The 21,179-nt window shown below is 64.1% G+C and carries 15 protein-coding genes and 1 riboswitch; of the genes, 9 read left to right on the top strand and 6 right to left on the bottom strand.

Annotated features, from left to right (window positions below):
- The first annotated feature begins 29 nt into the window (after positions 1 to 29).
- Positions 30 to 317 (top strand): hypothetical protein, encoded by a 288-nt coding sequence (locus tag FJQ89_RS07880; protein WP_141169766.1) that lies wholly within the window; start codon positions 30 to 32, stop codon positions 315 to 317.
- On the opposite strand, the gene FJQ89_RS07875 is transcribed toward FJQ89_RS07880, so the two are convergent.
- The 6 genes from FJQ89_RS07875 to FJQ89_RS07850 form a co-directional block, all read right to left on the bottom strand.
- On the bottom strand, positions 314 to 634 hold the full coding sequence (locus FJQ89_RS07875) for a DUF2288 domain-containing protein (protein WP_096235806.1): 321 nt from the start codon (positions 632 to 634) through the stop codon (positions 314 to 316). The two genes, FJQ89_RS07880 and FJQ89_RS07875, sit on opposite strands and share 4 nt — an antisense overlap.
- A 53-nt stretch (positions 635 to 687) precedes the next feature.
- Complete coding sequence (locus tag FJQ89_RS07870) at positions 688 to 1,389, bottom strand: RES family NAD+ phosphorylase (RefSeq protein WP_141169765.1); 702 nt, start codon at positions 1,387 to 1,389, stop codon at positions 688 to 690.
- Positions 1,390 to 1,391: 2 nt separating this feature from the next.
- Positions 1,392 to 1,829, bottom strand: a complete 438-nt coding sequence (locus tag FJQ89_RS07865) for an antitoxin Xre/MbcA/ParS toxin-binding domain-containing protein (protein WP_141169764.1) — start codon at positions 1,827 to 1,829, stop codon at positions 1,392 to 1,394.
- Between the two features lie 135 nt (positions 1,830 to 1,964).
- The gene (locus tag FJQ89_RS07860) at positions 1,965 to 4,586 is read right to left on the bottom strand and encodes a S53 family peptidase (RefSeq protein ID WP_141169763.1); all 2,622 of its coding nucleotides are present in this window, start codon (positions 4,584 to 4,586) and stop codon (positions 1,965 to 1,967) included.
- 83 nt (positions 4,587 to 4,669) lie between these two features.
- Positions 4,670 to 4,756: riboswitch (cyclic di-GMP riboswitch) on the bottom strand.
- A gap of 577 nt (positions 4,757 to 5,333) precedes the next feature.
- Positions 5,334 to 7,034, bottom strand: a complete 1,701-nt coding sequence (recJ, locus tag FJQ89_RS07855) for a single-stranded-DNA-specific exonuclease RecJ (RefSeq protein WP_141169762.1) — start codon at positions 7,032 to 7,034, stop codon at positions 5,334 to 5,336.
- On the bottom strand, positions 7,031 to 8,083 hold the full coding sequence (locus FJQ89_RS07850; protein WP_168208397.1) for a hypothetical protein: 1,053 nt from the start codon (positions 8,081 to 8,083) through the stop codon (positions 7,031 to 7,033). Before FJQ89_RS07850 ends, recJ begins: the two co-directional genes overlap by 4 nt.
- Before the next feature lie 408 nt (positions 8,084 to 8,491).
- On the opposite strand from FJQ89_RS07850, the gene FJQ89_RS07845 reads away from it, so the two are divergent.
- From FJQ89_RS07845 to lolD, 8 genes are all read left to right on the top strand, one after another.
- A complete protein-coding gene (locus tag FJQ89_RS07845) occupies positions 8,492 to 12,004 on the top strand; it encodes an SdrD B-like domain-containing protein (RefSeq protein ID WP_141169760.1) in 3,513 nt (1,170 codons plus the stop codon).
- A gap of 114 nt (positions 12,005 to 12,118) precedes the next feature.
- Positions 12,119 to 12,775, top strand: a complete 657-nt coding sequence (locus FJQ89_RS07840; RefSeq protein ID WP_243136466.1) for a PEP-CTERM sorting domain-containing protein — start codon at positions 12,119 to 12,121, stop codon at positions 12,773 to 12,775.
- Between the two features lie 194 nt (positions 12,776 to 12,969).
- Positions 12,970 to 15,144: a type I secretion system permease/ATPase gene (locus FJQ89_RS07835; RefSeq protein ID WP_243136465.1), complete on the top strand. Its 2,175-nt coding sequence runs from the start codon at positions 12,970 to 12,972 to the stop codon at positions 15,142 to 15,144.
- A complete protein-coding gene (locus tag FJQ89_RS07830; RefSeq protein ID WP_141169757.1) occupies positions 15,141 to 16,454 on the top strand; it encodes an HlyD family type I secretion periplasmic adaptor subunit in 1,314 nt (437 codons plus the stop codon). Before FJQ89_RS07835 ends, FJQ89_RS07830 begins: the two co-directional genes overlap by 4 nt.
- Positions 16,454 to 17,749: a TolC family protein gene (locus FJQ89_RS07825; protein ID WP_141169756.1), complete on the top strand. Its 1,296-nt coding sequence runs from the start codon at positions 16,454 to 16,456 to the stop codon at positions 17,747 to 17,749. Before FJQ89_RS07830 ends, FJQ89_RS07825 begins: the two co-directional genes overlap by 1 nt.
- A 104-nt stretch (positions 17,750 to 17,853) precedes the next feature.
- Positions 17,854 to 19,131: a lipoprotein-releasing ABC transporter permease subunit gene (locus FJQ89_RS07820; protein ID WP_141169755.1), complete on the top strand. Its 1,278-nt coding sequence runs from the start codon at positions 17,854 to 17,856 to the stop codon at positions 19,129 to 19,131.
- 32 nt (positions 19,132 to 19,163) lie between these two features.
- A complete protein-coding gene (locus tag FJQ89_RS07815; protein ID WP_076571576.1) occupies positions 19,164 to 20,429 on the top strand; it encodes a lipoprotein-releasing ABC transporter permease subunit in 1,266 nt (421 codons plus the stop codon).
- Positions 20,430 to 20,445: 16 nt separating this feature from the next.
- On the top strand, positions 20,446 to 21,171 hold the full coding sequence (gene lolD, locus FJQ89_RS07810) for a lipoprotein-releasing ABC transporter ATP-binding protein LolD (RefSeq protein ID WP_035819561.1): 726 nt from the start codon (positions 20,446 to 20,448) through the stop codon (positions 21,169 to 21,171).
- The last annotated feature ends 8 nt before the right edge of the window (positions 21,172 to 21,179 follow it).

Genomic DNA, 21,179 nt, shown 5'->3' with positions numbered 1-21,179 from the left:
ACCGGGCTTGCCAGTGGACGTGCCGCTTCGTGACGTACGCGAAGCGGCATTTTTTTTGCCGCCATGCCATCTGCTGGCAACCTCTCATCAGCCTGCCGCTTTCGACGCCAGTCGTGGCCGATGACGGCTACGTGCTGGAAAGCGGCAGCATTGCCGTGCGCGGCCCGGCCGAGCGTCTGAAACTGTCAGCGGCCAATTTGCTGCGCCAGCGACAGCTGCAAGGGCAATCGTATGTTGATGATGCGGGCCGCAGCGACAGCGTGACGCGGCTGGACGGCAGCGCTACGCTGCGCCTGCTGTTCGAGCGCAGTCTTTAGTGTTGCGTCGGCTTTTCCTGCTGCACTAAGATGAACGGGCTGACGACGACGGCCCACAGGGCCGCATCGGCCGCTTGCCAGTCCAGCGCCTGCTGGTCCGACACCTTGGCCACTTTGCCATCGACCATCCATTGCGTGATGGTGGACTTGTCGTCGTGCGAGATGCGCACGGCTACTTCGACCAGGTCGAGTTCATTGGCGACCCAGACGACGTTGCCCTGGGCAAAGTGCTTTTCCAGTTCGCTCCAGGCCAGGCGGGCCGTTTCGCTGTTCACTTTGAGGCGCAGTTCGGTGTCTTTTTCAGGATTGGTTTGCATGCGAAATATCAATGTTCGGTGAGTCGGGTGCCGTTGCGCGCGGCTGGCTGGCCTTACAGGGCTTCCACGCGCGGCGTCGGCGTACCCTGCCATGTTAACCGATAGGCGGCGCCTTTGCGAACATTGCCCACCAGGGCAGGGCGGAAGCAGGCCAGATTGGTGCCGCTGGCGTGCCGCACGCTGGGGAAGATCACGCCCATGGAACCGGCTTCGAGCAGGATGGCGGCCAGGTCTTGCGAGGCGATGTAGCTGGCCGGATCGAGGCAAGCCTGGTAGCGCTGCTGGCCGCGCAGATCGTGGAAGCTGGCGGAAAAATCGGCCAGCAGCGACTGGTAGCTGACGCTGTCGTCGAAATAGTCGATTTCCTGGTATTCCACAGTTTTATGAAAAATGATCTCGGCCAGCGCCGTTTTCATGTCGAAGGCGCAATACCAGGCGCCCCGCTCGCCATCGTTGAAACGCGCCCCTTCCGGGCGGGCGTAGGTGTAGGCGGCGTTGATGATGCGAAAGTTTGGCACGCCAAAAACCAGCTCGTCCACGCCAATTCCTGGCGCGCCGCCATATTCGGCCACCAGGCGGGCGTTGGTCGCGTTATCGAGCTCGAACAGTTCGCGCAGGTGATCGTCGTCTTCGGCCAGCGGCGCCAGCACGGAGTCCTCCATGTCGGCGAAGCGCGACGGGATCAGGCGGCAAGTGTCGATCTGGCGCAAGGCGGCCAGCGGCGGCAGGTGGTCATGGGCGGTGGTGGCGGGCAAGATTACAGCCCTCCGCGGCGCGCGTCGAGCAGCTTGCGCACCGTCTGCATGGCCAGCAAGCCGCCGGCCAGCATCTGCGACAGCGGTGTGCGGCCAGCGAAGATCGGGTTTTTGTTGGGCAAACTCACCCATTCGTCGGCCAGCTTGTCGCCGTACAGGATGTGCAAGGCCTTGTAGATGCCCAGCAAATAGGAAATGCGCGTGATGCGGTCCACTTCCAGCACGCGGTCCGGGTGCTTTTTCCACTCGTACCAGGCGCTGCTGGACAGACCGCCCAGCAGTTCGCGCGCATCGTCGTCGCGCAGTTTCCAGGCGGCGGCCAGCTTGAAAAACCCTTTCAATGCGGCCTGCGACAATCGCTCGCGCTCGGCTTTGGCATTCAGGTCGACGAGCACGGCAGGCTCGAAGCGGCTCTTGGGGTAGGCGTAGGCGAGATTCATGGCACTCCTTCAATAAAACTCTGTTTATGGACTATTTATACTCCTTTTCAGGATTCGTTGCAAGGTCCGCGCGCATGAAAAAGGGGCGCAGCAGGACAGGTGTCCCGCTGCGCCCCGTTGGCGGACCGCGCTGGCTTATTTTGCCGTGACGGTGACAGGCACGTTCAGTTGCGCCGTCAAGCCGTTATTGTCCAGCGCCACCACCTTCAGCGTATAGCTGCCGGTCACCGGCTGCGGCCAGTAGGCCGTGATGGTCAGGCCGCTCATGGAAAACTGCATGCCCAGCGGCGCGCCGTCGATCGAGATCCGCAGCGAGGTCGCCCCTGGCGCCGTCAGCACGATGCTGCCGCTCATGGCCTTGCCTGCCACGCCCGTCATGGCTGCGGCCGTGATGGTGGGACCGGCGGCGGCGATTTTCACCGTGGCCACGGCCTGGCCCGACAGGCCGGTCTTGCTGTCTTTGGCGATGATGGTCACGCTATACGTGCCCAGCACGGGTTTGGCCCAGCTGACGACGCCGGCCGCACTGATGCTCATGCCGGCTGGCGCGCCCGACAGCGTGTACGTGACGGGGTTGGGCGCCACCGTCGTGACGGTGAATGACAGGGCCACGCCGGGCTTGCCGTTGACGGCGGCGACGGTGACCACGGGCGGCAGCGGGGCGGCGATGGCCACCGTGTAGATGCCTTTGCCGCTCAAGCCGGTCTTGCTGTCCTTGGCCGTGACGTTGACGGCATAGCTGCCCGCCAGCGGCACCGCCCAGCTCACCAGACCCGCGCTGCTGATGCTCATGCCGGCCGGCGCGCCGGTGAGCGTATAGCTGACGGGGTTCGGTGCGGTGACGCTGACATTGAAGGCCAGCGCCGTGCCGACCTTGCCCGCGATGGCGCCGGCGGCGACGACAGGCGCCGGTTGCGGCGCGATGACGATGTTGTACACGGCCTGGCCGGTCAGACCGCTGACGGTATTGCGCGCCACCATGGTCACGGCATAGCTGCCGGCCACGGGCGCGGTCCAGCTGACGACGCCCGTGGCGGCGATGCTCATGCCGGCCGGCGCGCCGAGCATGGAAAAGCTGAGGGGATTGGCCGCGCTGGCCGATACCGTAAACGAGAGCGGCGTGCCGACCATGCCGCTGATGCTGGCCCCCGTCACCACGGGCGCGACCGGAGCGGCGGGCATGCCCGACAGGCTGGTCAGCAGGCTTTTCACGTTGGGTGTACCCAGGCCGCCCAGCGGGTCGTAACCGACCCTGGCCGTGCAGACGCTGCAGGTGCCGTTGCTGCCGCGCGTGATGTCGGCAAAGCTGCTGGCAAAGGTGCCGGGTACGGTGGCGATCTGGCCGTACAGTATGCTGTGCGGCAAGCCGAGCGCCGTCTTCGCTTGCAGCGCGCGGCTGGCGTTGGCGATGGCGATCAGGCCGGCCCACTGTGGCGTGGACAGGCTGGTGCCGCCGATACTGAGCCAGCTGGCGGTGCTGCTGCCCTGTGCCATCACGGCCGTGTACTGGCCCGTGGCGGGATCGGCATTGAAGGCCACGTCGGCCACATTGCGGCGCAGCAAGCCCGTCATGCCCGGTACGTTGCTGGCGCTCTGGTAGGAGGGCAGTGCCGTATAGGCGCTGATGCCGCCGCCCGTGCCGGACCAAGCCGCTTCGCTGCGCGTGCCCGTGCCGCTGTAGCTGAGCGTGGTGCCGCCCACGGCCAGCACGTTCGGTGACACGGACGGCCAGGACACGCTGCTGCCCGAGTCGCCCGTGGCGGCCAGATACGTCATATTCTTGCCCGTGAAGGCGCTGTCGACGGACGCCGTCCAGTTGCCTTCGACGGCGCCAAAGCTCATCGACACGACACCAGGCCCCATCAGGTTGGCCAGGCGCACGGCGCCCAGCAGGCTGTTGATGGAAGCGTCGGGCGCCTCGATCAGCACGATGCGCGCCAGCGGCGCCGTGGCATGCGCCCACTGCACGTCGAGCGCGATTTCCATGGCCCAGCCCGAGTTATAGGCGGGCGCGGTGGCCGTCATGGTGCTCGATGGCGTGTTGTAGACAACAGAAAATTCACAGCCGCTGGCCGGCGCGGGCGGCAAGGGCAGGGTGGCATTCGTGGCGATGGCCTTGGTGGTGCAGGCGGGCAAGCCGAATTTCTGGTTGAAGATGGCCAGTTCGGCCGCCGCGTTCGGGTTGTGCATGGCGTCGACGATATAGATCGTCTGCCCCGCGCCCAGCTGGGCCGCCTGGGCCGGTGTCAGCGCCGTGCCCGCTGCCGGCAGCGCGGGCAGGTCGTAGGCTGCGCGGATTTGCGCGGGCGAGTAGGTGGCCACCACGCTGCTGCCGGCCATCGGTGCGGCGATGTCTGCCGCGCCGCCGTCCAGCAGCGGTGCGATGTTTTGCGCCGCCTGTTGCGCGGCGGCGATCTTTTGCGCCGTCAGGCGGCGCGTGCTGATGTCCGTCATGGCACCGGGTACCCGCTGCATGTGCGGGCGCCAGTGGGCCGAGCCGCTGCTGTTTGCGCTGTCGCGCCCGTCAGGTGCATCGAGCAGGGCGGGGGCGGCATGGAACATCGGCTGCGCCACCAGCGCACCGACGGCGGCGGGGATGACGGGCACTTCGACAGTGAATTGGGTTGCCGCCGTGGCAATGGCAGCGGGCGGCACCGAGGTCTCCTGGCCCGGGCCGCAAGCGCCCAGCAGGATGGCGGCAGTGGCGCCCAGCAGCAAACGCCCTTGACGGGGATGCGGGGGGATGAATTTTTTCATGGCGAAACTCTCCGAGTTGGCGAGGGCCACATCTCGACAATGCATCCTGGCATGGTGCCGCGCGCTGGCGGTCCCGGCCCTGCATTGGCAGCCCCGCTGCCGTGGCGCTTGCGCGCGGTAGGCCGGTGGCTTTGCGTCCCCGCCTTTCGGCGGGTTTGCCCTCAGAATTGATCATGCATCGCGACAAATTTCCTGATGCGTTATCAATTCTAGTGAATTTGCCAAATAAGTGTTAACTATTTTCAATGAACATGTTCATTTTTATAATGATATGTGGTGAATTTGCCTATTGTCGGAGGCAATCTTGCCAGCTTGATTAAGCCTTATAGGCAAGGTTATCAGAGGGGTATCGATGTGTGACAGTGTTTTTTCACAGCAACGGCGCATGTACTTCCTGATGATTGAATGAATTTAACGAATTTAACGAATATACTTTTTTCAAACGTCAACCTCAAACGCCATGCCTGGATACGGCGCTGCGCGGCAGGCCGCCAGCCGCTGCGCCAGGCTGCCCGCATTGCGCTGTTTTTAGTTGGTGTGTCTGGTGGCTCAAGTCGTCGTTGCAGTTTGATGCGACATTGTTCCAGGTAAGCATGAGACACAGCAATAAGACCACAAACGTCGCAACACCTGACAGTACCGTAGCGAGCGGAAGGGAGAGGCGGTCGAGAAGCGCAACCGTACTTCTGGTACGGTGAGCATCGCAGGCGGCCTATACCGACGCGCAGTAGGTACTGTCAGGTGTCACTACACAGGTTCGGCGTGCTCCACCATGAGTTGCACTTTGGTCGTGCCATTGTATTCATTCGCATCGAGCCGGAAGGCGACCCGGCTGCGTTCGCCCAGGGAATCGGTATGGCCGAACCAGATGGCGTCGAAGCGCACGCCGTTCTTTTCCAGCAGCAGTTTCAAATGGCGCTCTTTTAATATGCGCTGGCTGACGACGCGGAATTCATCGCAGAAGACGGGCGGGGCGAAGCCCTGGCCCCACACTTGCCCATCCATCAGCTCGATGAAAGCCGTCGTGTAGTAGGCGTCTTCCAGCGGGCCATCCGTTTCCACTACCCGTTCCAGCTGTTGCTGGCTGAGCCAGGCCTGGCCCACGGCTTCGAAGGCCTGGGAAAACGCCTCGAAGGCGTCGGCGCGGATGGTCAGGCCCGCCGCCATGGCGTGGCCGCCGAACTTGTCGATCAGGCTGGGCGCCCGTTTCGACACCAGGTCGAGCGCGTCGCGCAAATGAAAGCCGGGAATCGAGCGGCCGGAGCCCTTGATCCAGCCATCGGCGCCAGGTGCGAACGTGATGGTCGGGCGATAAAATTTTTCCTTCAGGCGCGAGGCGACGATGCCGATCACGCCCTGGTGCCAGGAGGCATCGAAGACGCTGATGGTGCTGCTGTTGGCCGGCTCAAAAGCGTCCAGGTGCAGCAGGGCCGTATCCTGCATGTCCGCCTCGATTTCGCGGCGCTTCAGGTTGATGTCGTTGAGTTGCTGTGCCAGTGCCCAGGCGCGGCCTTCGTCGTCCGTGATCAGGCATTCGATGCCCAGCGACATGTCCTGCAGGCGCCCGGCCGCATTCAGGCGCGGGCCCAGGGCAAAGCCCAGGTCGAACGGCGTGGCGCTGCGCGCTTCGCGGCCCGCCACGCGGAACAGGGCGGCCACCCCCGCGTGCATATTGCCCTTGCGCATGCGTTTGAGGCCCTGCGCGACGAGGATGCGGTTGTTGCTATCGAGGCGCACCACGTCGGCCACCGTGCCCAGCGCCACCAGATCGAGCAGGTTGTCGAGCTTGGGCTGCGTCCGCGCATCGAATACAGCGCGCCGGCGCAGTTCCGCCCGCAGGGCCAGCAGCACGTAGAACACCACGCCCACGCCAGCCAGGTTCTTGCTGGGAAAGCCGCAGGCGGGTTGGTTCGGGTTGACGATGACGGCCGCGTCGGGCAGGGTGTCGGCCGGCAAATGGTGGTCGGTAACGACCACCTGGATGCCGCGCCGGTTCGCTTCGGCCACACCGTCGATGCTGGCGATGCCGTTGTCGACGGTGATGATGATGTCGGGCGACTTTTCGCGGGCCGTCAGTGCGACGATTTCCGGCGTCAGGCCGTAGCCGTATTCAAAACGGTTGGGCACGATGAAATCGACGTCGGCGCCCATGGCGCGCAAGCCGCGGATGGCCACGGCGCAGGCGGTAGCGCCGTCGCAATCGTAGTCGGCCACGATGACCATGCGTTTCTTGGCGGCAATGGCGTCGGCCAGGAAGACGCCGGCCGCGTCGATGTGCAGCAAGCCGGACGGCGGCATCAGGGCCGCCAGTTCGCTCGACAGTTCCTTCGCGTCCGTCAGGCCGCGCGAAGCGTACAGGCGGGCCAGCACTGGGTGGATGCCGCCCTGGCGCAGCGATTCGGATTCGCGGTAAGGGCAGGGACGGGTGGCGATGCGGGTACGGGTCATGATGCTTTCAACTTGTTCAGGGTAATCGCGCGCCAGAATTTGCGCTGCGCATGCTTGCTGGTGGTGCAGCTTAGCCAGGCGTCGCGGTGACTCAGCACCAGGCGCAGCTGGCCCATGCGGCCATCTTTTACGGCCGCCAGCAGGGGGGCGAACCAGTCCGCTTCCAGTGCTTGTAACTGTTGCAGCCACATGCCCCATTCCTGGGCCTGCGCCGCTTCGATCAGGCCGCCCAGCACGACGATTGCATCGGATTGGTCCGCCAGCACACTGTTTGGACTGGCCTCGCGCTGCGCCGGTTCCGCCAGTGCGGCCAGCCAGCCCGGTGCGTCCCTGGTATGCAGGCTGGCGGCGCAGCGCGCAGCGTCCACTGTTGCCACGCTCCCGCCCCAGATCCAGAAGGAATTGATGGCTTTCAAGCCCCGCTCCTCGCGCGCCGCGTTGACAGGGTGTTCATGCCACAGCATCTGTACTTCGTTTTGCAGGCGGCGCGCAGCGCGTGCGTGCTCGCCTTCCGGCATCCAGACGGACAGGTCTTGCGTGGTGGCGGCGTCCGGCGAGGCGCACTGCAAGTCGCTCCAGCCATCGGCGCGCATGAACCAGGTGCCTGCGTCGCCATACGCCAAGGGCTGGCCGATCTCGTCGAAATACGGGGACGCAATGTCAAACAGGGCGCGGCCATCGGTCTCGCTCAGCTTGAGCTGGCGCAAGTCTTCCAGGCTGATATGGCTGCGGGCAATGGCCAGGTGGGCCGGGTGCAGCAGGAAATAGCGCCCGCCCGGTTCCGGCACGAGGCCGTAGCCGCGCATGGCCTGGGTTGCAAAGGCCGCCTGCGCCGCCTCGCCGTTGGGCGCGGGCGACAGTTCCAAGGCGTGCGCCAGCCACGCTTCATGCGGCAGCAGGCGCTTGGCGTTGTCAAAAGTTTCCAAATCGCAAGTGGAGGTGCGCGACAGCAGGGCCGCCAGCGCGGGCGCCTGCAAGACCTTGAGCAGGTCGGCAGCCAGTTCGGCATTGGGCAAGGCGAAGGGCAAGACGAGGGTAAGTTGATTCATCCCGAGATTGTAGGCGATTGTGGCATCGGCGGAGAAGGGCGCATGCATTTTCGCCGCGAGCGACGCACGGTGGCGATGATTTTATCAATAAAATCATATAAATTGCCAAGGATGCAATTCAATTGTCATATACATTATTTGTTTTCAAAAAAACGATTCACTTCTGAAAACATTTGAAATATAATTGAGACAACTTAAATGCCTGAAAGACAATCATACCCCGATGTGTGGTTGTGTCGTTTAGCTCCTGTGTCCCTCGAAACTGTATACAAGATGCTGCCGGCTTCGCGTTTTTATAAACAAGTTCTTTTTCTTGGAAGCCCATCCTATGTATACATTTGCCACTCTGCGTGGCCAGGCTGATTGCGGCCCGGCCCTTTCGATTCCCGTCCTCCGCCAGGAGGCCGCATGACTACCTACAATCTGTCGACCACGGTTCACGTGTGCGAAGACATTAACAAGAACTTCGATATCCGCGACTTGCTGATACAGGCCGGCTACACGGCGCAAGGCGAGTTGAACATCAAGAATTTCACTGTCCTGTTGCCGGATGATACGGAATCGACCGTCAACACCCCCCTGTTTGGCATGCTCGACGCGGACACCGTGTATGTGCGTCCCGGCGACTGGGCCGCCAACTACAATGGCAATTTCTCGACCATCCAGGTGACGATCGACAAGGGCAATGGCGATCTCGTCCAACTGGAGCTGCAAGTGATCATCGATCCCGTCAACGACGCACCCGATGCGGCCGACAAGACCTTCAACCTGGTCGATGGCGCCAGCGTCGTACTCAGCGAAAGCGATTTCGGCTTCCACGACGACGTCGAGCACGACGGCTTCAAGTCCATCGTCATCACCAATACCACCACGGCAGGGCAAGTCTTGCTCAACGGCGTGGCCGTCGCGGTCGGCACGGAAGTCTCCATCGATGATATCCGCGCGGGCCACCTGGTCTTCGTGCCGAGCCAAACCGTGGCCGGCAATTTCGATCTGGGCTTCAAGGTGCGCGATGACGGCGGCACTGCCGGTTGCAACGCACAAGACCTGAGCCTGGTGCCGCATCACCTGACCTTCAACGTACCGATGGCCCACCTGGGCGACTTCGTCTGGGAAGACAAGAATGCCAACGGCGTGCAGGATGCGGGCGAAGCGGGCATCGCCAATGTCGTGGTGCAATTGAAAGATGGCACCGGCGCCGTGGTGGCATCGACCACCACCGACGCGAATGGCGGTTACCACTTCGATGTCAATCCCGGCACGTATTCCGTCACCGTGGTGACGCCGAATGGCTACACGGCGACTGCTGCAAGCCAGGGCGGCGACGCGGCCAAGGATAGCAATATCGATGCGGCCGGCAACATGGCGCCCGTCACCCTGGCGCCGGGCGAGACCAATTCGAGCCTGGACGCGGGTCTGTACCGCGCCGCCGAGCTGGGCGACCGCGTGTGGTTCGATGCTAACAAGAATGGCGTGCAAGATGCGGGTGAAGCCGGCGTTGCCGGCGTCAAAGTGACCTTGCTCGATGCCTCGGGCAACGCCGTCGGCAGCCCGCTCGTCACGGACGCGAATGGCAACTACCTGTTCACGAATCTGAAGCCGGGCGCCTACAGCGTCCAGTTCGACAAGACCAGCCTGCCTGCCGGCTATGCCTTTACGGGCCAGGACCAGGGCGGCGATGACCTGCGTGATTCCGACGCCAGCGCCATCGACGGCAAGACGGCGCAAGTATTGCTCGCTTCCGGCGACAGCAACCATAGCCTGGATGCGGGCATCGTGGCCTTGCCGGCCTCGCTTGGCGACCGCGTCTGGCATGACGCCAATATGAACGGCGTGCAGGATGCGGGCGAAGCGGGCATCAGCGGCGTCACCGTGCAGCTGAAAAATGCAGCTGGCAGCGTGATCGGCTCGACCGTCACGGATGCTACCGGCTATTACAATTTCAGCGTCGATGCTGGCACGTATTCGGTTGCCGTCGTCGCGCCGCCAGGCTATTTGAGCACGGTCAAGGATGCCGGTGGCAACGATGCGCTCGACAGCGATATCAACGCGGCGGGTCAGAGCGCCCTGGTGACCGTTGCCGCAGGCCAGAACTACAAGGACCTCGATGCCGGCCTGTATAAAACCGCCAGCATTGGCGACCGCGTGTGGTTTGACGCCAACGGCAACGGCACGCAGGACGCGGGCGAGGCGGGCGTGTGCGGCGTGAAAGTCAATCTGTACAACGCCGCAGGCGCCGTGGTGGCCAGCGCCACCACGGATGCTAGCGGCAATTATCTGTTCAGCAACCTGGTGCCAGGCAATTACTACCTGGGTTTCGTGCCACCAGCCGGCTACAATTTCACCAAGGCGGACGTAGGCGGCTACGCCACCGATTCGGATGTCAATCCGGCTACCGGCCTCACCACCACCTGGATCGCGTTGAAATCGGGTGATGTCCAGCTCGATTGGGATGCGGGCCTGGTCAAATGCGCGCCTGTTACCGGCAGCATCGGCAATCGCGTGTGGGAAGACAATAATTACAACGGCGTGCAGGATGCGGGCGAACTGGGCGTGGCGGGTGTGAAAGTCAACCTGCTCAATGCCAACAACCAGATCATCGCCACGACAACGACAAATGCCAGCGGAAATTATCTGTTCGACAATCTCGTCGCCGGTAGCTACAAGGTGGCAGTCGTGCGTCCATCGGGTTTCTATTACACCAAGGCGAATGTCGGCAATGACGCCAGCGATTCCGACATCGATGCGAGCACGGGCCGTTCCGGCCTGATCAACCTGGCCGCCGGCCAGAACGACATGAGCTGGGATGCGGGCATCTACCGCAAAGCCAGCCTGGGCGACAAGGTGTGGCGCGACGCCGACCATGACGGCGTACAGGATAGCAATGAGGCGGGCATCGCCAACATCAAGGTGCAACTGTTTTCGGGCAGTGGCGCGCTGCTGGCTACCACCTACACCAACTCGAATGGCAACTACAAGTTTGCCGACCTCGATCCGGGCAGCTACTCGCTCAAGTTCGACAAATCGGGCGTGTATCACGCCGGCTACGCCATGGATAGCTGGCGCTGGGGCGTGAAGAACGTGGGTTCGAACGACAACATCGATTCCGACGTCAACAGCAATGGCTCGTATGCCAACGTGGTCTACACGGATGTCCTGAAACTGGCATCGGGCCAGAACGACATGAGCTGGGATGCCGCCATCACGCCTATCGTGATCGACCTGAATGGCGACGGCGTGCATACCATCGCCCGCGCCGATTTCCACGGCAGCTTCGACTTGCTGGGTACGGGCAGCGCCATCCAGTCGGGCTGGGTCTCGGCCCATGACGGCTTGCTGGCCATCGACAGCAATGGCAATGGCAAGATCGATAACATCTCCGAACTGTTTGGCGGCAATGAAAAGGGCACGGGCTTTGCCAAGCTGTCCAGCTATGACTCGAACGGCGACGGCGTGGTCGACGCGAAAGATGACAAGTTTGCCGAACTGCGCATCTGGCGCGACGCCAACAGCAATGGCGTGACGGACGACGGCGAACTGATGTCGTTGCACGACGCCGGCGTCGCCAGCCTGACGGTGTCCTACACGGAACTGCCTTTCCTCGACGCCAATGACAACCTGCACCTGGAGCGCAGCAGCGCCACGCTGGCCAACGGCAAGACGGTCGACATGACGGACGTGTACTTCAACGTCGATGCCAAGGATGCGGCCAAGGCCGGCGTATCGCTGCCAAGCATGGCCGACCTGCTGCGCGACGACCATGCGCTCGACAAGGCGCTGGGCCAGGATGCGAGCGTCGCCACGGTGGCTGCAGCCCCGGCTGCTCCCGCTGTCGAAGCCCAGGCGCAGTGCGAGATGGCGGAGGTATTGCGCCGCGCCATGGCGCACACCACTGCACAGCCCCAGGAAATGGCTGCCTGATGTCCTGTTGTGCCAGGCCGCATCCGCCTGGCTGATATGTGCCGGCCGCCTGACCGCAGGCGGTCCGGCGCTTTTCCCACTCTTCCATAACGAGAATCGACAATGAAAAAATCCATGCAACTGATCGTCCGCGCCGGCATCGCAGCCGCTGTTTTCACCCTCGCCAGCGGCAGCGCCCTGGCCGCCTCCAATCTGCAAGTGATCGACTCGCATAGCGTCAGTTTGTTTACGGCCAGCGGCGGCGCTTTCGGCGCCGGCAGCGCCATTTCGCCGACCTTGTGGCAAGTCAAGTACGACAGCAACACCTTCCTGGCCTTTTGCCTCGATCCCCATGTCGCGCTGAGCAACACCGCGAACAGCTACAGCAGCGGTGCCTTTGCCGCCAGCGACGCCGTCAAGCGCCTGTACGAGGGCTATTACGCCTCGTCCATCGCGAATGTGTCGACCAACGCCAACAGTGCCGCCGCCTTCCAGGTGGCCCTGTGGGAATTGAACAATGACGACAGCAATGTGTTGACGGGCGACCTGCGCTTCAAGAGCCTGAGCAATGCAGTCGTGAGCGAAGCGAACTTCATGCTGAAAGATGCAACAACAGGCGGCGCCACCATCAAGAATCTGTACAACTACACCAGCCTGAGCAGCGTCAACCCCGCTTCGCAAACCCTGTTGAGCGTGTCGCCGGTACCGGAAGCGCAAACCTGGGCCATGCTGGTTGCCGGCCTGGGCTTGCTGGGCTTCATGGCGCGCCGCCGCAAAGCCGGTCAAATCTGAAGCAGTAGTCGCTAGCCTGCTGTAACTGCTGCGGCGCGTCCATCACGACGCGCCGCAGTTTTTTATTTTTACAACACCTATCTGAATAGCCGATATTACTATGGCACAATGTTTTTGCAGGCCACCGCCGCGCAAGCTTGACAATAGTTTCTCACTGTTCATTGCAACTGCCTGAGATCGGACTTGAGTTCACCATGACGCCACCTTCTGCCGCGCACGCCGCCGACGCTACTCCCTCCATTTCCTCCGCCGACAGCATCGCCGAGGCGGTGGTGTTCCTGGCGCGCTTTTTCGGCACCGCCGTGCAAGCCGAACGCCTGCGCGCCAGCGTGCTCGCGCACGGCGACCCGGCTGCCGCCGACTTCCTCGACCAGGCGTTGGCCCATGGCAGCCTGGCCGGCACGGCGCTGCCGGTGGATCAGCCGCGCCGCCCCACGGAAATGCCGGCCCTGCTGTTGAATGGCGCGGGACAGGCGCTGGTGGTGCTGACGATCGCCGACGGCAAGTATGAATGCCATGTGCCCGGCATCGAAGGCAGTTCCTGGCTGGATGCGGCCATGCTGGCGCAGGAAGTGCCCGCAGGGCGCTGGGTGGCCGTGCGTCCGGTGATGTTCTTCGACCAGCGCAGCCTGCTCTACAGCATGCCGGCGGCGGGGCGCTGGTTCTGGGATGTCTTCAACCGCAACCGCTGGGTCTTTCGCTGGGCTTTGCTGGGCACTTTGGTGCTCAATATCATCAGCGCGCTGGTGCCGTTCTACGCGATGGCCGTGTATGACCGCGTGATCCCGAATAACGCCACCTCCAGCCTGTGGGTGCTGACGATCGCCGTGGTGGCGCTGACCGTTTTTGAACTGGCCATGCGATTGCTGCGCGGCGAACTGGTGGAAACGGCGTCGCGGCGCATGGATGTGGCCCTCTCGTCGAGCATTTTCGCCCAGTGCCTGCGCCTGCGCGCGGCCAGCCGGCCCGCCTCGGGCGGCACGCTGGCCAATACCGTGCGCGATTTCGAATCGGTGCGCGAATTCTTCGCCTCGACCACCCTGACCACCCTGGGCGACTTGCCGTTCCTGCTGCTGTTCCTGCTGGTCATTGCCTTGGTCGGCGGCTGGCTGGTGCTGGTGCCGCTGGCCGCCATTCCCATCCTGCTGCTGGTTGCCTTCGCCTCGCGCGCGGCGCTGGCGCGCCATGTGGCCGCCTCGATGCAGGAAAGCGGGCAGCGCACGGCGCACCTGTTTGAAACCATGAATGGCCTCGACACCATCAAGGCGCTGGGCGCCGAGGCATGGAGCCGCCGCAAATGGGAAAGCCTGACCGTGGCGATCGCCGCCAACAGCGTCGAGACGCGCGAAATCGTCAGCCGCGTCAATTACATCAACACGGCCGTGCTGGCCCTGTCCGGCACGGCCGTGGTGGCCGTCGGCGCCTTGCTGATGGGCGAGCGCCTGCTGACCCTGGGCCAGATCATCGCCGTGAGCATGCTGACGGGCCGCGCGCTGGCGCCCGTGAGCCAGATTGCGGGCCTGATCATGCGCTGGGAGCAGACCAAGCTGTCGTATCACGCCCTGAACAAGATCATGGAAGCGCCCACCGACGACGATGCGGCCAGCCTGCAGGCGCCGCCCCTGTCCGGACGCATCGAATTTCGCGACGTGGGGTTTGCATATCCGCACTCGCCGCCGCTGCTCGATAAACTCAACCTGCATATCCGCGCCGGCGAAAGAGTGGGCGTGATCGGCAAGCTCGGTTCCGGCAAGAGCACCTTGCTGCGCCTGCTGCTCAACCAGTACGGTCCGCAAAGCGGCAGCGTGCTGTTCGACGACCTGGCCAGCACCCAGCTCGAACCCTTGAGCTTGCGCCGTCAGATCGGCTATGTGCCGCAGGACGTGACCCTGTTCCATGGCACCCTGCGCGAAAACATCGAATTGGGCCGCAGCCAGCCCGATGACGCCAAGCTGCTCGACGCCATCCGCCTGGCCTGCCTGGACGACATCATCACCCAGCTGCCCAACGGCGTGGCGACGGAAGTGGGCGAGCGGGGCGAGCGCCTGTCCGGCGGCCAGCGGCAAGCCGTGGCCATGGCGCGCGCGCTGCTGGTCAAACCGCCCATTCTGCTGCTCGATGAACCGAGCAGCATGTTCGATCCGGCCACGGAACAGCGCCTGATCGCGCGCCTGCGCACCTTGCAGGACACCACCATCGTGCTCGTCACGCACCGCATGGCCATGCTGGCGCTGGTGGACCGGCTGATCGTCTTCGACCGTGGCCGCATCGTGGCAGACGGCCCGCGCGACGAGGTGCTGCGCGTCTTGAACGGGCAGGGCGCCAAGCCTGCCGCCGCCGTTGAAGCCACCACGGGAGCGCCGGCATGAGCGCCCTGCATGCCCGTCCCTTGCCGCAGGCGCACCCGGACCCGGAACGCGAGCCGCGGCGCCTCGTCATCCGCATGCTGGCGCTGATCGCCGTGCTGGTGGTGCTGACGCTGGCCTGGGCCACGTTCGCCCAGCTCGACGTGTCCGTGAATGGCCGCGGCGCCATCACGCCGCCATCGCACCTGCAGGAAGTGCAAAGCCTGGAAGGCGGCATCGTGCGCGAGATGCTGGTGCAACCTGGCCAGCAGGTGCATCGCGGCGATTTGCTGCTGCGCCTGGACACGGCCCAGTATGAAGCCAACCTGGGCGCCAGCGTGCAGAACCGCCTGGCCGCGCTGGCGGGCAGGGCGCGCCTGGACGCGCTGCTGACGGGCGGCACGCCCCGCTTCGAGCCGGCATGGCAGCAAGAAGCGCCCGAACTGATCGCCAAGGAAACGCAGTTGTGGCGCGACGGTCAGCGCGAGTTCGCTTCGGCCACGGCGGCCGCGCGCGAAGGCGTGACGCGCCGGCGCGGCGAGCTGGCCGAGGCGCACGGCCGCATCGCCCAGCTCGAGACGGGTCTCAAGATCGGCATGGAGAGCCTGGCGATCGAGGAGCGCCTGTTCAAAGAGGGCGCAGGGTCGCGCGGCGACTACCTGAACGCGCAGCAGCGCGTGCAGCAGCAGCGCACGGAACTCGACGGCCTGCGCAGCTCCGTGCCGCGTTTGCTGGCCACCCTGGCCGAAGCGCAGGCGCAGGCCGGCGAAGTTGAAGCGCGCATGCGCGGCCAGTGGGGTGCGCAGCGCAGCGAATACGAAACCAAGGCGGCCGCGCTGGCCAGCACAGTCAAGGGTCAGCAAGATCAAGTGAGCCGGCGCGACATCACGGCGCCCGTCGACGGCGTCGTCAACCGCGTGCTGGTGGCCACCGTCGGCGGCGTGGCGCAGCCCGGCAAGCCTATCCTGGAAATCGTGCCGGCCGACTCCGAGGTGCTCATCTCCGTGCGCGTGAAACCGTCCGATATCGGCTTTATCCATGTGGGGCAGAGCGCCTCGGCGAATGTGCTGGCGTATGACGCCACCACCTATGGCCGCATGAAGGCGCAGGTGGTGCGCGTGGGCGCCGACGCCATCCCCGACGAGCGCAACGAGCCGTATTTCGAGGTGCAGCTCAGCACCGACCGCCGCCAGTTGACGGCGCATGGCAAGGTGCTGCCGGTCACGCCCGGCATGCCGGTCGACGTTGGCATCCTGACGGGACGCCGCTCGGTGATGCAATATGTGTTCAAGCCCGTGCTGCGCGGTTTGCAGTCTTCCCTGCAGGAGCGTTGATGCGTGCCTTGTTGATATTTGTCACGCTGGCGTGCGCCGGCATCGTGCCGGAAGCGCAGGCCCAGCCGCCCGGCACCTTGTCCGTCCAGCCGGCGCCCATGCGCGGCTTGCCGGCCTTGCTGGCGCGCGCCGTGCCGCGCGATCCGCAAGTGATCGCCGCGCAGGCGGCGCTGGCCACCACCGAGGCGCGCTACAAACAGGCCCGTTCGCGCCTGTTTCCGAATGCGGCGCTGCAGGCCACGCGCGGGCGCAGCAACGACCTCGATGGCACGCTGGACGTGCAACGGCGCACGCACCAGGTGGAGGCCAGCCTGCGCTGGAATGTGTACAACGGCGGCGCCGACGGCGCCGAAATGGATGCGGCCGGGCGCGAGGTGGCGGGCGCCGCCTTCGACGTGCAGCGCGCCAGGGCGGACAGCGCGGAAAAGCTGGCCGAAGCCTATTTCGACATGCAGCGCCTGGAACGCAGCCTGCTGCAATCGCAGGAGCGGCTGCGCGACGTGACGCAGCTGGTGCAGCAGGTGATGCGCCAGGCGGAGCTGGGCAAGGCATCGGAAGTGGACCGCGAGCTGGCGCAAAGCTCGCAGCTCGATGCGGAACTGGTGCACGACGGCTTGCTGACGGACCGTCTGGCCGCGCAGATCAAGCTTGAAGCGCTGGCTTTCGAGCCGGTGGCGCAGTTTGCCGATTTCACGTTTGCGCCGCTGCCGGCACAGGCCTTGGAAAACGCCGACACGCAGCAGGCGCAATTGCGCGCCGTGCGCGAACGCGCCGCCGCCGCCCGGCTGCGCGTGCGCAGCGTGGCGGCCACCCTGGCGCCTAAAGTGGACCTCGATGTCAGCCATCTGTTGAATAACAAGACCACGCCGCCGCCATCGACCATCCAGCAGCGCGGCTGGTCGGTGGGAGTGAGCTGGGAGTTTCCGCTGGGCGGCGGCAGCCTGGCGCAGCGCGACGAGAGCATCAGCCGCGCCCAGGCGGCCGACGCGGACGTGGTCCGCGCCGAGCAGGGCACGCGCGCCGACCTGGCCAGCATGCTGCCCCGTATCGCCAATGCGCAGCGCACCCTGGCCTTGCTGGAAGAGCAGGAAAAGAAGATGGCCTTTGTCGTGCGCGGCGGGACCATCCAGTACGAGGCGGGCCGGCGCAACCTGCAGCAGATCATTCAGACGCGTGACAGCTACTTCACGATACAGCAGCGGCGCATCGACCAGATGCACCGTTTGACCCTGGCGCAGATGCGTCAGTACGCTCTGTCCGGGCTGCTGTTGCAGGTATTCGGCCTGGCGCAATAGGAAAATTGCTGCGGGGGTGCGGCGCTGCACACATAGTTTCACGCATAAAAAGCCCATTGTGTGGCACACTGCGCGCTCGCATATTATCGTTGTCGCGGGAGCGCATGAGCATCATCAAACAATTTCCTTTTGAGTGGCAGGTCGGCGTGCGCTATACGCGCGCCGGGAAGCGCAGTGGCCGCAACAGCTTCATTTCCTTCATTTCCCTCATTTCCGTGGCCGGTATCGGCCTGGGCGTGGCCGCCCTGATCGTCGTCCTCTCCGTCATGAACGGCTTCCAGAAGGAAGTCACCGACCGCTTGATGTCGGTGCTGGCCCACGTCGAGGTGTTCGACACCAGCGGTTCCATGCCGAACTGGCAGGCGCAGGAGCGCGCCGCCTACGCCAACCCGCAAGTGAAAGCCGTGTCGCCGTTCGTGGAAACGCAGGGCATGCTGCTGAACGACGAAACCATGCGTCCGTCCATCGTGCGCGGCGTACTGCCGCAGCAGGAAGCGACCGTCTCCAGCGTGGCGAGTCAGATGAAGCAGGGCAGTTTCAAGGATCTCACGCCAGGCTCGTACAACATCGTGCTGGGCATCGACCTGGCCAAGGCACTCGACGTGAAAGTGGGGCAGAACGTCACCCTGATGCTGGAGCGCGAGCCGAGGGCGGGCGACCCGGCCACTGGCATCGTCATGCCGCGCATGCGCGCGCTCAAGGTGGCGGGCATCTTCGAGGCTGGCCACAATGAACTTGACGGCAGCCTGGCCTTCGTCAACATGGCTGATGCGCAGCAGCTGCTGCAGCTCGACGGCCCGTCCGGCCTGCGTCTGCGTCTGCACGACATGAACCAGGCGCCGCAGGTGGCGCGCGAACTCAAAGCGTCGATGCCGGGCCAGCTGTGGATGCGCGACTGGTCGCGCGCCAGTGCCAGCTGGTATGCGCTGGTGCAAAGCCAGAAGAACATGATGTTCATCATCCTCAGCATGATCATCGCCGTGGCCGCGTTCAACCTCGTCTCGACGCTGGTGATGTCGGTGACCGACAAGCAGGCCGACATCGCTATTTTGCGCACGCTGGGCGCCTCGCCGTTTTCCATCATGAAGATCTTCATGATCCAGGGCGCGCTGGTGGGCTTGCTGGGCAGTACGCTGGGCGTGATCGGCGGCGTCGTGCTGGCGCTGAACGTGGGCGTCATCGTGCCCTTCATCGAAGGCATCTTCGGCCTGCACTTCATCTCCAAGGAAATCTACCAGATCAGCGCCGTGCCGTCGGATGTGCACTGGCTGGACGTGGCGCAGATCGGCCTGATCGCCTTTGGCCTGGCGCTGGTGGCGACGATTTACCCGAGCTGGCGCGCCGCTAGAGTCAAGCCGGCCGAGGCGCTGCGCTACGAATAACACTCCAAGAAACGATAAAGACCGCCTGAACAATGAGTATTTTCAAGAATCTGCCCTTCGAATGGCTGGTTGGCCTCCGCTACACGCGGGCCGGCAAGCGCAGTGGCCGCAACAGTTTTATCTCCTTCATTTCCCTCATTTCCATGGCCGGCATCGGCCTGGGCGTGGCGGCGCTGATCGTCGTGCTGTCCGTGATGAACGGCTTCCAGAAGGAAGTGACGGACCGCATGTTGTCCGTGCTGGCCCACGTGGAAGTGTTCGACAACAGCGGCAGCATGCCCGACTGGCGCGCCGAAGCGGCCCAGGCATTCAAGAATCCAGCCGTGAAAGGTGCGGCGCCGTTTGTGGAAACGCAGGGCATGTTGCTGCGCGACGATGCGCTGCGCCCCGCGATCGTGCGCGGCGTGCTGCCCGAGGAAGAGCCGAACGTCTCCGACGTGGCCGGCCAGACGCGCATGGGCAGCTTCAAGGCGCTGCAGCCGGGCACCTTCAATATCGTGCTGGGCATCGAGCTGGCGCGCGCCTTGCGCGTCAACCTCGGTGAAAAAGTGACGTTGATGCTGGCGCAGGGCCAAGTCACGCCGGCCGGCGTGCTGCCGCGCATGCGCAGCTTCACCGTCAGCGGCATCTTCCAGGCGGGCCACAATGAGTTCGACGCCGGCCTGGCCTTCATCAATATTGAAGACGGCCAGCGTTTGCTGCGCCTCGACGGCCCGTCCGGCCTGCGTTTGCGCCTGGCCGACATGAACCAGGCGCCGCAAGTGGCGGCCGAATTGAAAAAATCCATGCCGGGCGACCTGTGGCTGCGCGACTGGTCCAAGCTGAACGCCAACTGGTTCGCCGCCGTGCAGACGGAGAAACGCATGATGTTCATCATCCTGACCCTGATCATCGCGGTGGCCGCCTTCAACCTCGTGTCGACCCTGGTGATGACGGTGACGGACAAGCAGGCCGATATCGCGATTTTGCGCACGCTGGGCGCTTCTCCCCGCTCCATCATGAAGATCTTCATGATTCAGGGCGCGCTGGTGGGCATCCTGGGCACAATTCTGGGTGTGGGCGGCGGCGTGCTGGTGGCGATGAACATCGACGTCATCGTGCCTTTCATCGAGCATTTGCTGGGCGTGCAATTCCTCTCCAAGGACATTTACTTCATCAGCACCGTGCCGTCCGACCTGCGCTGGCCCGACGTCAGCAAGATCGGTGTGCTGGCCGTGATCCTCGCCTTTTTGGCGACCCTGTACCCAAGCTGGTGGGCTGCCCGCGTCAAACCTGCGGAAGCCCTGCGCTATGAATAAACCACTGACAACTACCATGACCGATCTGAACAAACCTGCCTCCAACGGCGCTTCCGCTGATTCCGCCGTCCTGTCCTGCCGCGGCCTGGGCAAGACTTTTACACAGGGCAGCTACAAGGTGCAGGTGCTGGCCGGCATCGATATCGACGTCCACCGTGGCGAGCGGGTCGCCATCGTCGGCGCTTCCGGCTCCGGCAAGTCGACCCTGCTGCACCTGCTGGGCGGGCTCGATACGCCCACCAGCGGCAAGGTGACCCTGCTGGGCAAGGATTTCGCCACCCTCAGCGAAAAGGCGCGCGGCGACTTGCGCAACGCCTCGCTGGGCTTCGTCTATCAGTTCCACCACCTGCTGCCCGAGTTTTCCGCGCTCGACAACGTCGCCATGCCCCTGATGATACGGCGCATGAAGCGCGCGCCCGCTACCGAGCTGGCGCAGCAGATTCTCACGCGCGTGAACCTGGCCAAGCGCGTCACGCACACGCCGGGCGAATTGTCGGGCGGCGAGCGCCAGCGCGTGGCCCTGGCCCGTGCCCTCGTCACGCAGCCGGCCTGCGTGCTCGCCGATGAACCGACGGGCAACCTCGATCACGCCACGGCCGAACAAATTTTTGACCTGATGCTGGAACTGTCGCGCACTCTGGGCACGGCCTTCGTCATCGTCACGCACGATATCGAACTGGCCAAGCGCTGCGACCGCGTGCTGCGCCTGACGGACGAAGGGCTGCAGCCGTACCAATACTAAGGAGCCGC

The sequence above is a fragment of the Janthinobacterium tructae genome (genome assembly GCF_006517255.1).
GTDB lineage: Bacteria > Pseudomonadota > Gammaproteobacteria > Burkholderiales > Burkholderiaceae_D > Janthinobacterium > Janthinobacterium tructae.
This window is presented reverse-complemented; position numbering and strand designations above follow the sequence as displayed.

Coding starts and splice junctions, on each gene's coding strand:
- FJQ89_RS07875 (WP_096235806.1), bottom strand. CDS start 634: ATGCAAACCAATCCTGAAAAAGACACCGAACTGCGCCTCAAAGTGAAC.
- FJQ89_RS07865 (WP_141169764.1), bottom strand. CDS start 1,829: ATGAATCTCGCCTACGCCTACCCCAAGAGCCGCTTCGAGCCTGCCGTG.
- FJQ89_RS07860 (WP_141169763.1), bottom strand. CDS start 4,586: ATGAAAAAATTCATCCCCCCGCATCCCCGTCAAGGGCGTTTGCTGCTG.
- recJ (WP_141169762.1), bottom strand. CDS start 7,034: ATGACCCGTACCCGCATCGCCACCCGTCCCTGCCCTTACCGCGAATCC.
- FJQ89_RS07850 (WP_168208397.1), bottom strand. CDS start 8,083: ATGAATCAACTTACCCTCGTCTTGCCCTTCGCCTTGCCCAATGCCGAA.
- FJQ89_RS07845 (WP_141169760.1), top strand. CDS start 8,492: ATGACTACCTACAATCTGTCGACCACGGTTCACGTGTGCGAAGACATT.
- FJQ89_RS07840 (WP_243136466.1), top strand. CDS start 12,119: ATGCAACTGATCGTCCGCGCCGGCATCGCAGCCGCTGTTTTCACCCTC.
- FJQ89_RS07835 (WP_243136465.1), top strand. CDS start 12,970: ATGACGCCACCTTCTGCCGCGCACGCCGCCGACGCTACTCCCTCCATT.
- FJQ89_RS07830 (WP_141169757.1), top strand. CDS start 15,141: ATGAGCGCCCTGCATGCCCGTCCCTTGCCGCAGGCGCACCCGGACCCG.
- FJQ89_RS07825 (WP_141169756.1), top strand. CDS start 16,454: ATGCGTGCCTTGTTGATATTTGTCACGCTGGCGTGCGCCGGCATCGTG.
- FJQ89_RS07820 (WP_141169755.1), top strand. CDS start 17,854: ATGAGCATCATCAAACAATTTCCTTTTGAGTGGCAGGTCGGCGTGCGC.
- FJQ89_RS07815 (WP_076571576.1), top strand. CDS start 19,164: ATGAGTATTTTCAAGAATCTGCCCTTCGAATGGCTGGTTGGCCTCCGC.
- lolD (WP_035819561.1), top strand. CDS start 20,446: ATGACCGATCTGAACAAACCTGCCTCCAACGGCGCTTCCGCTGATTCC.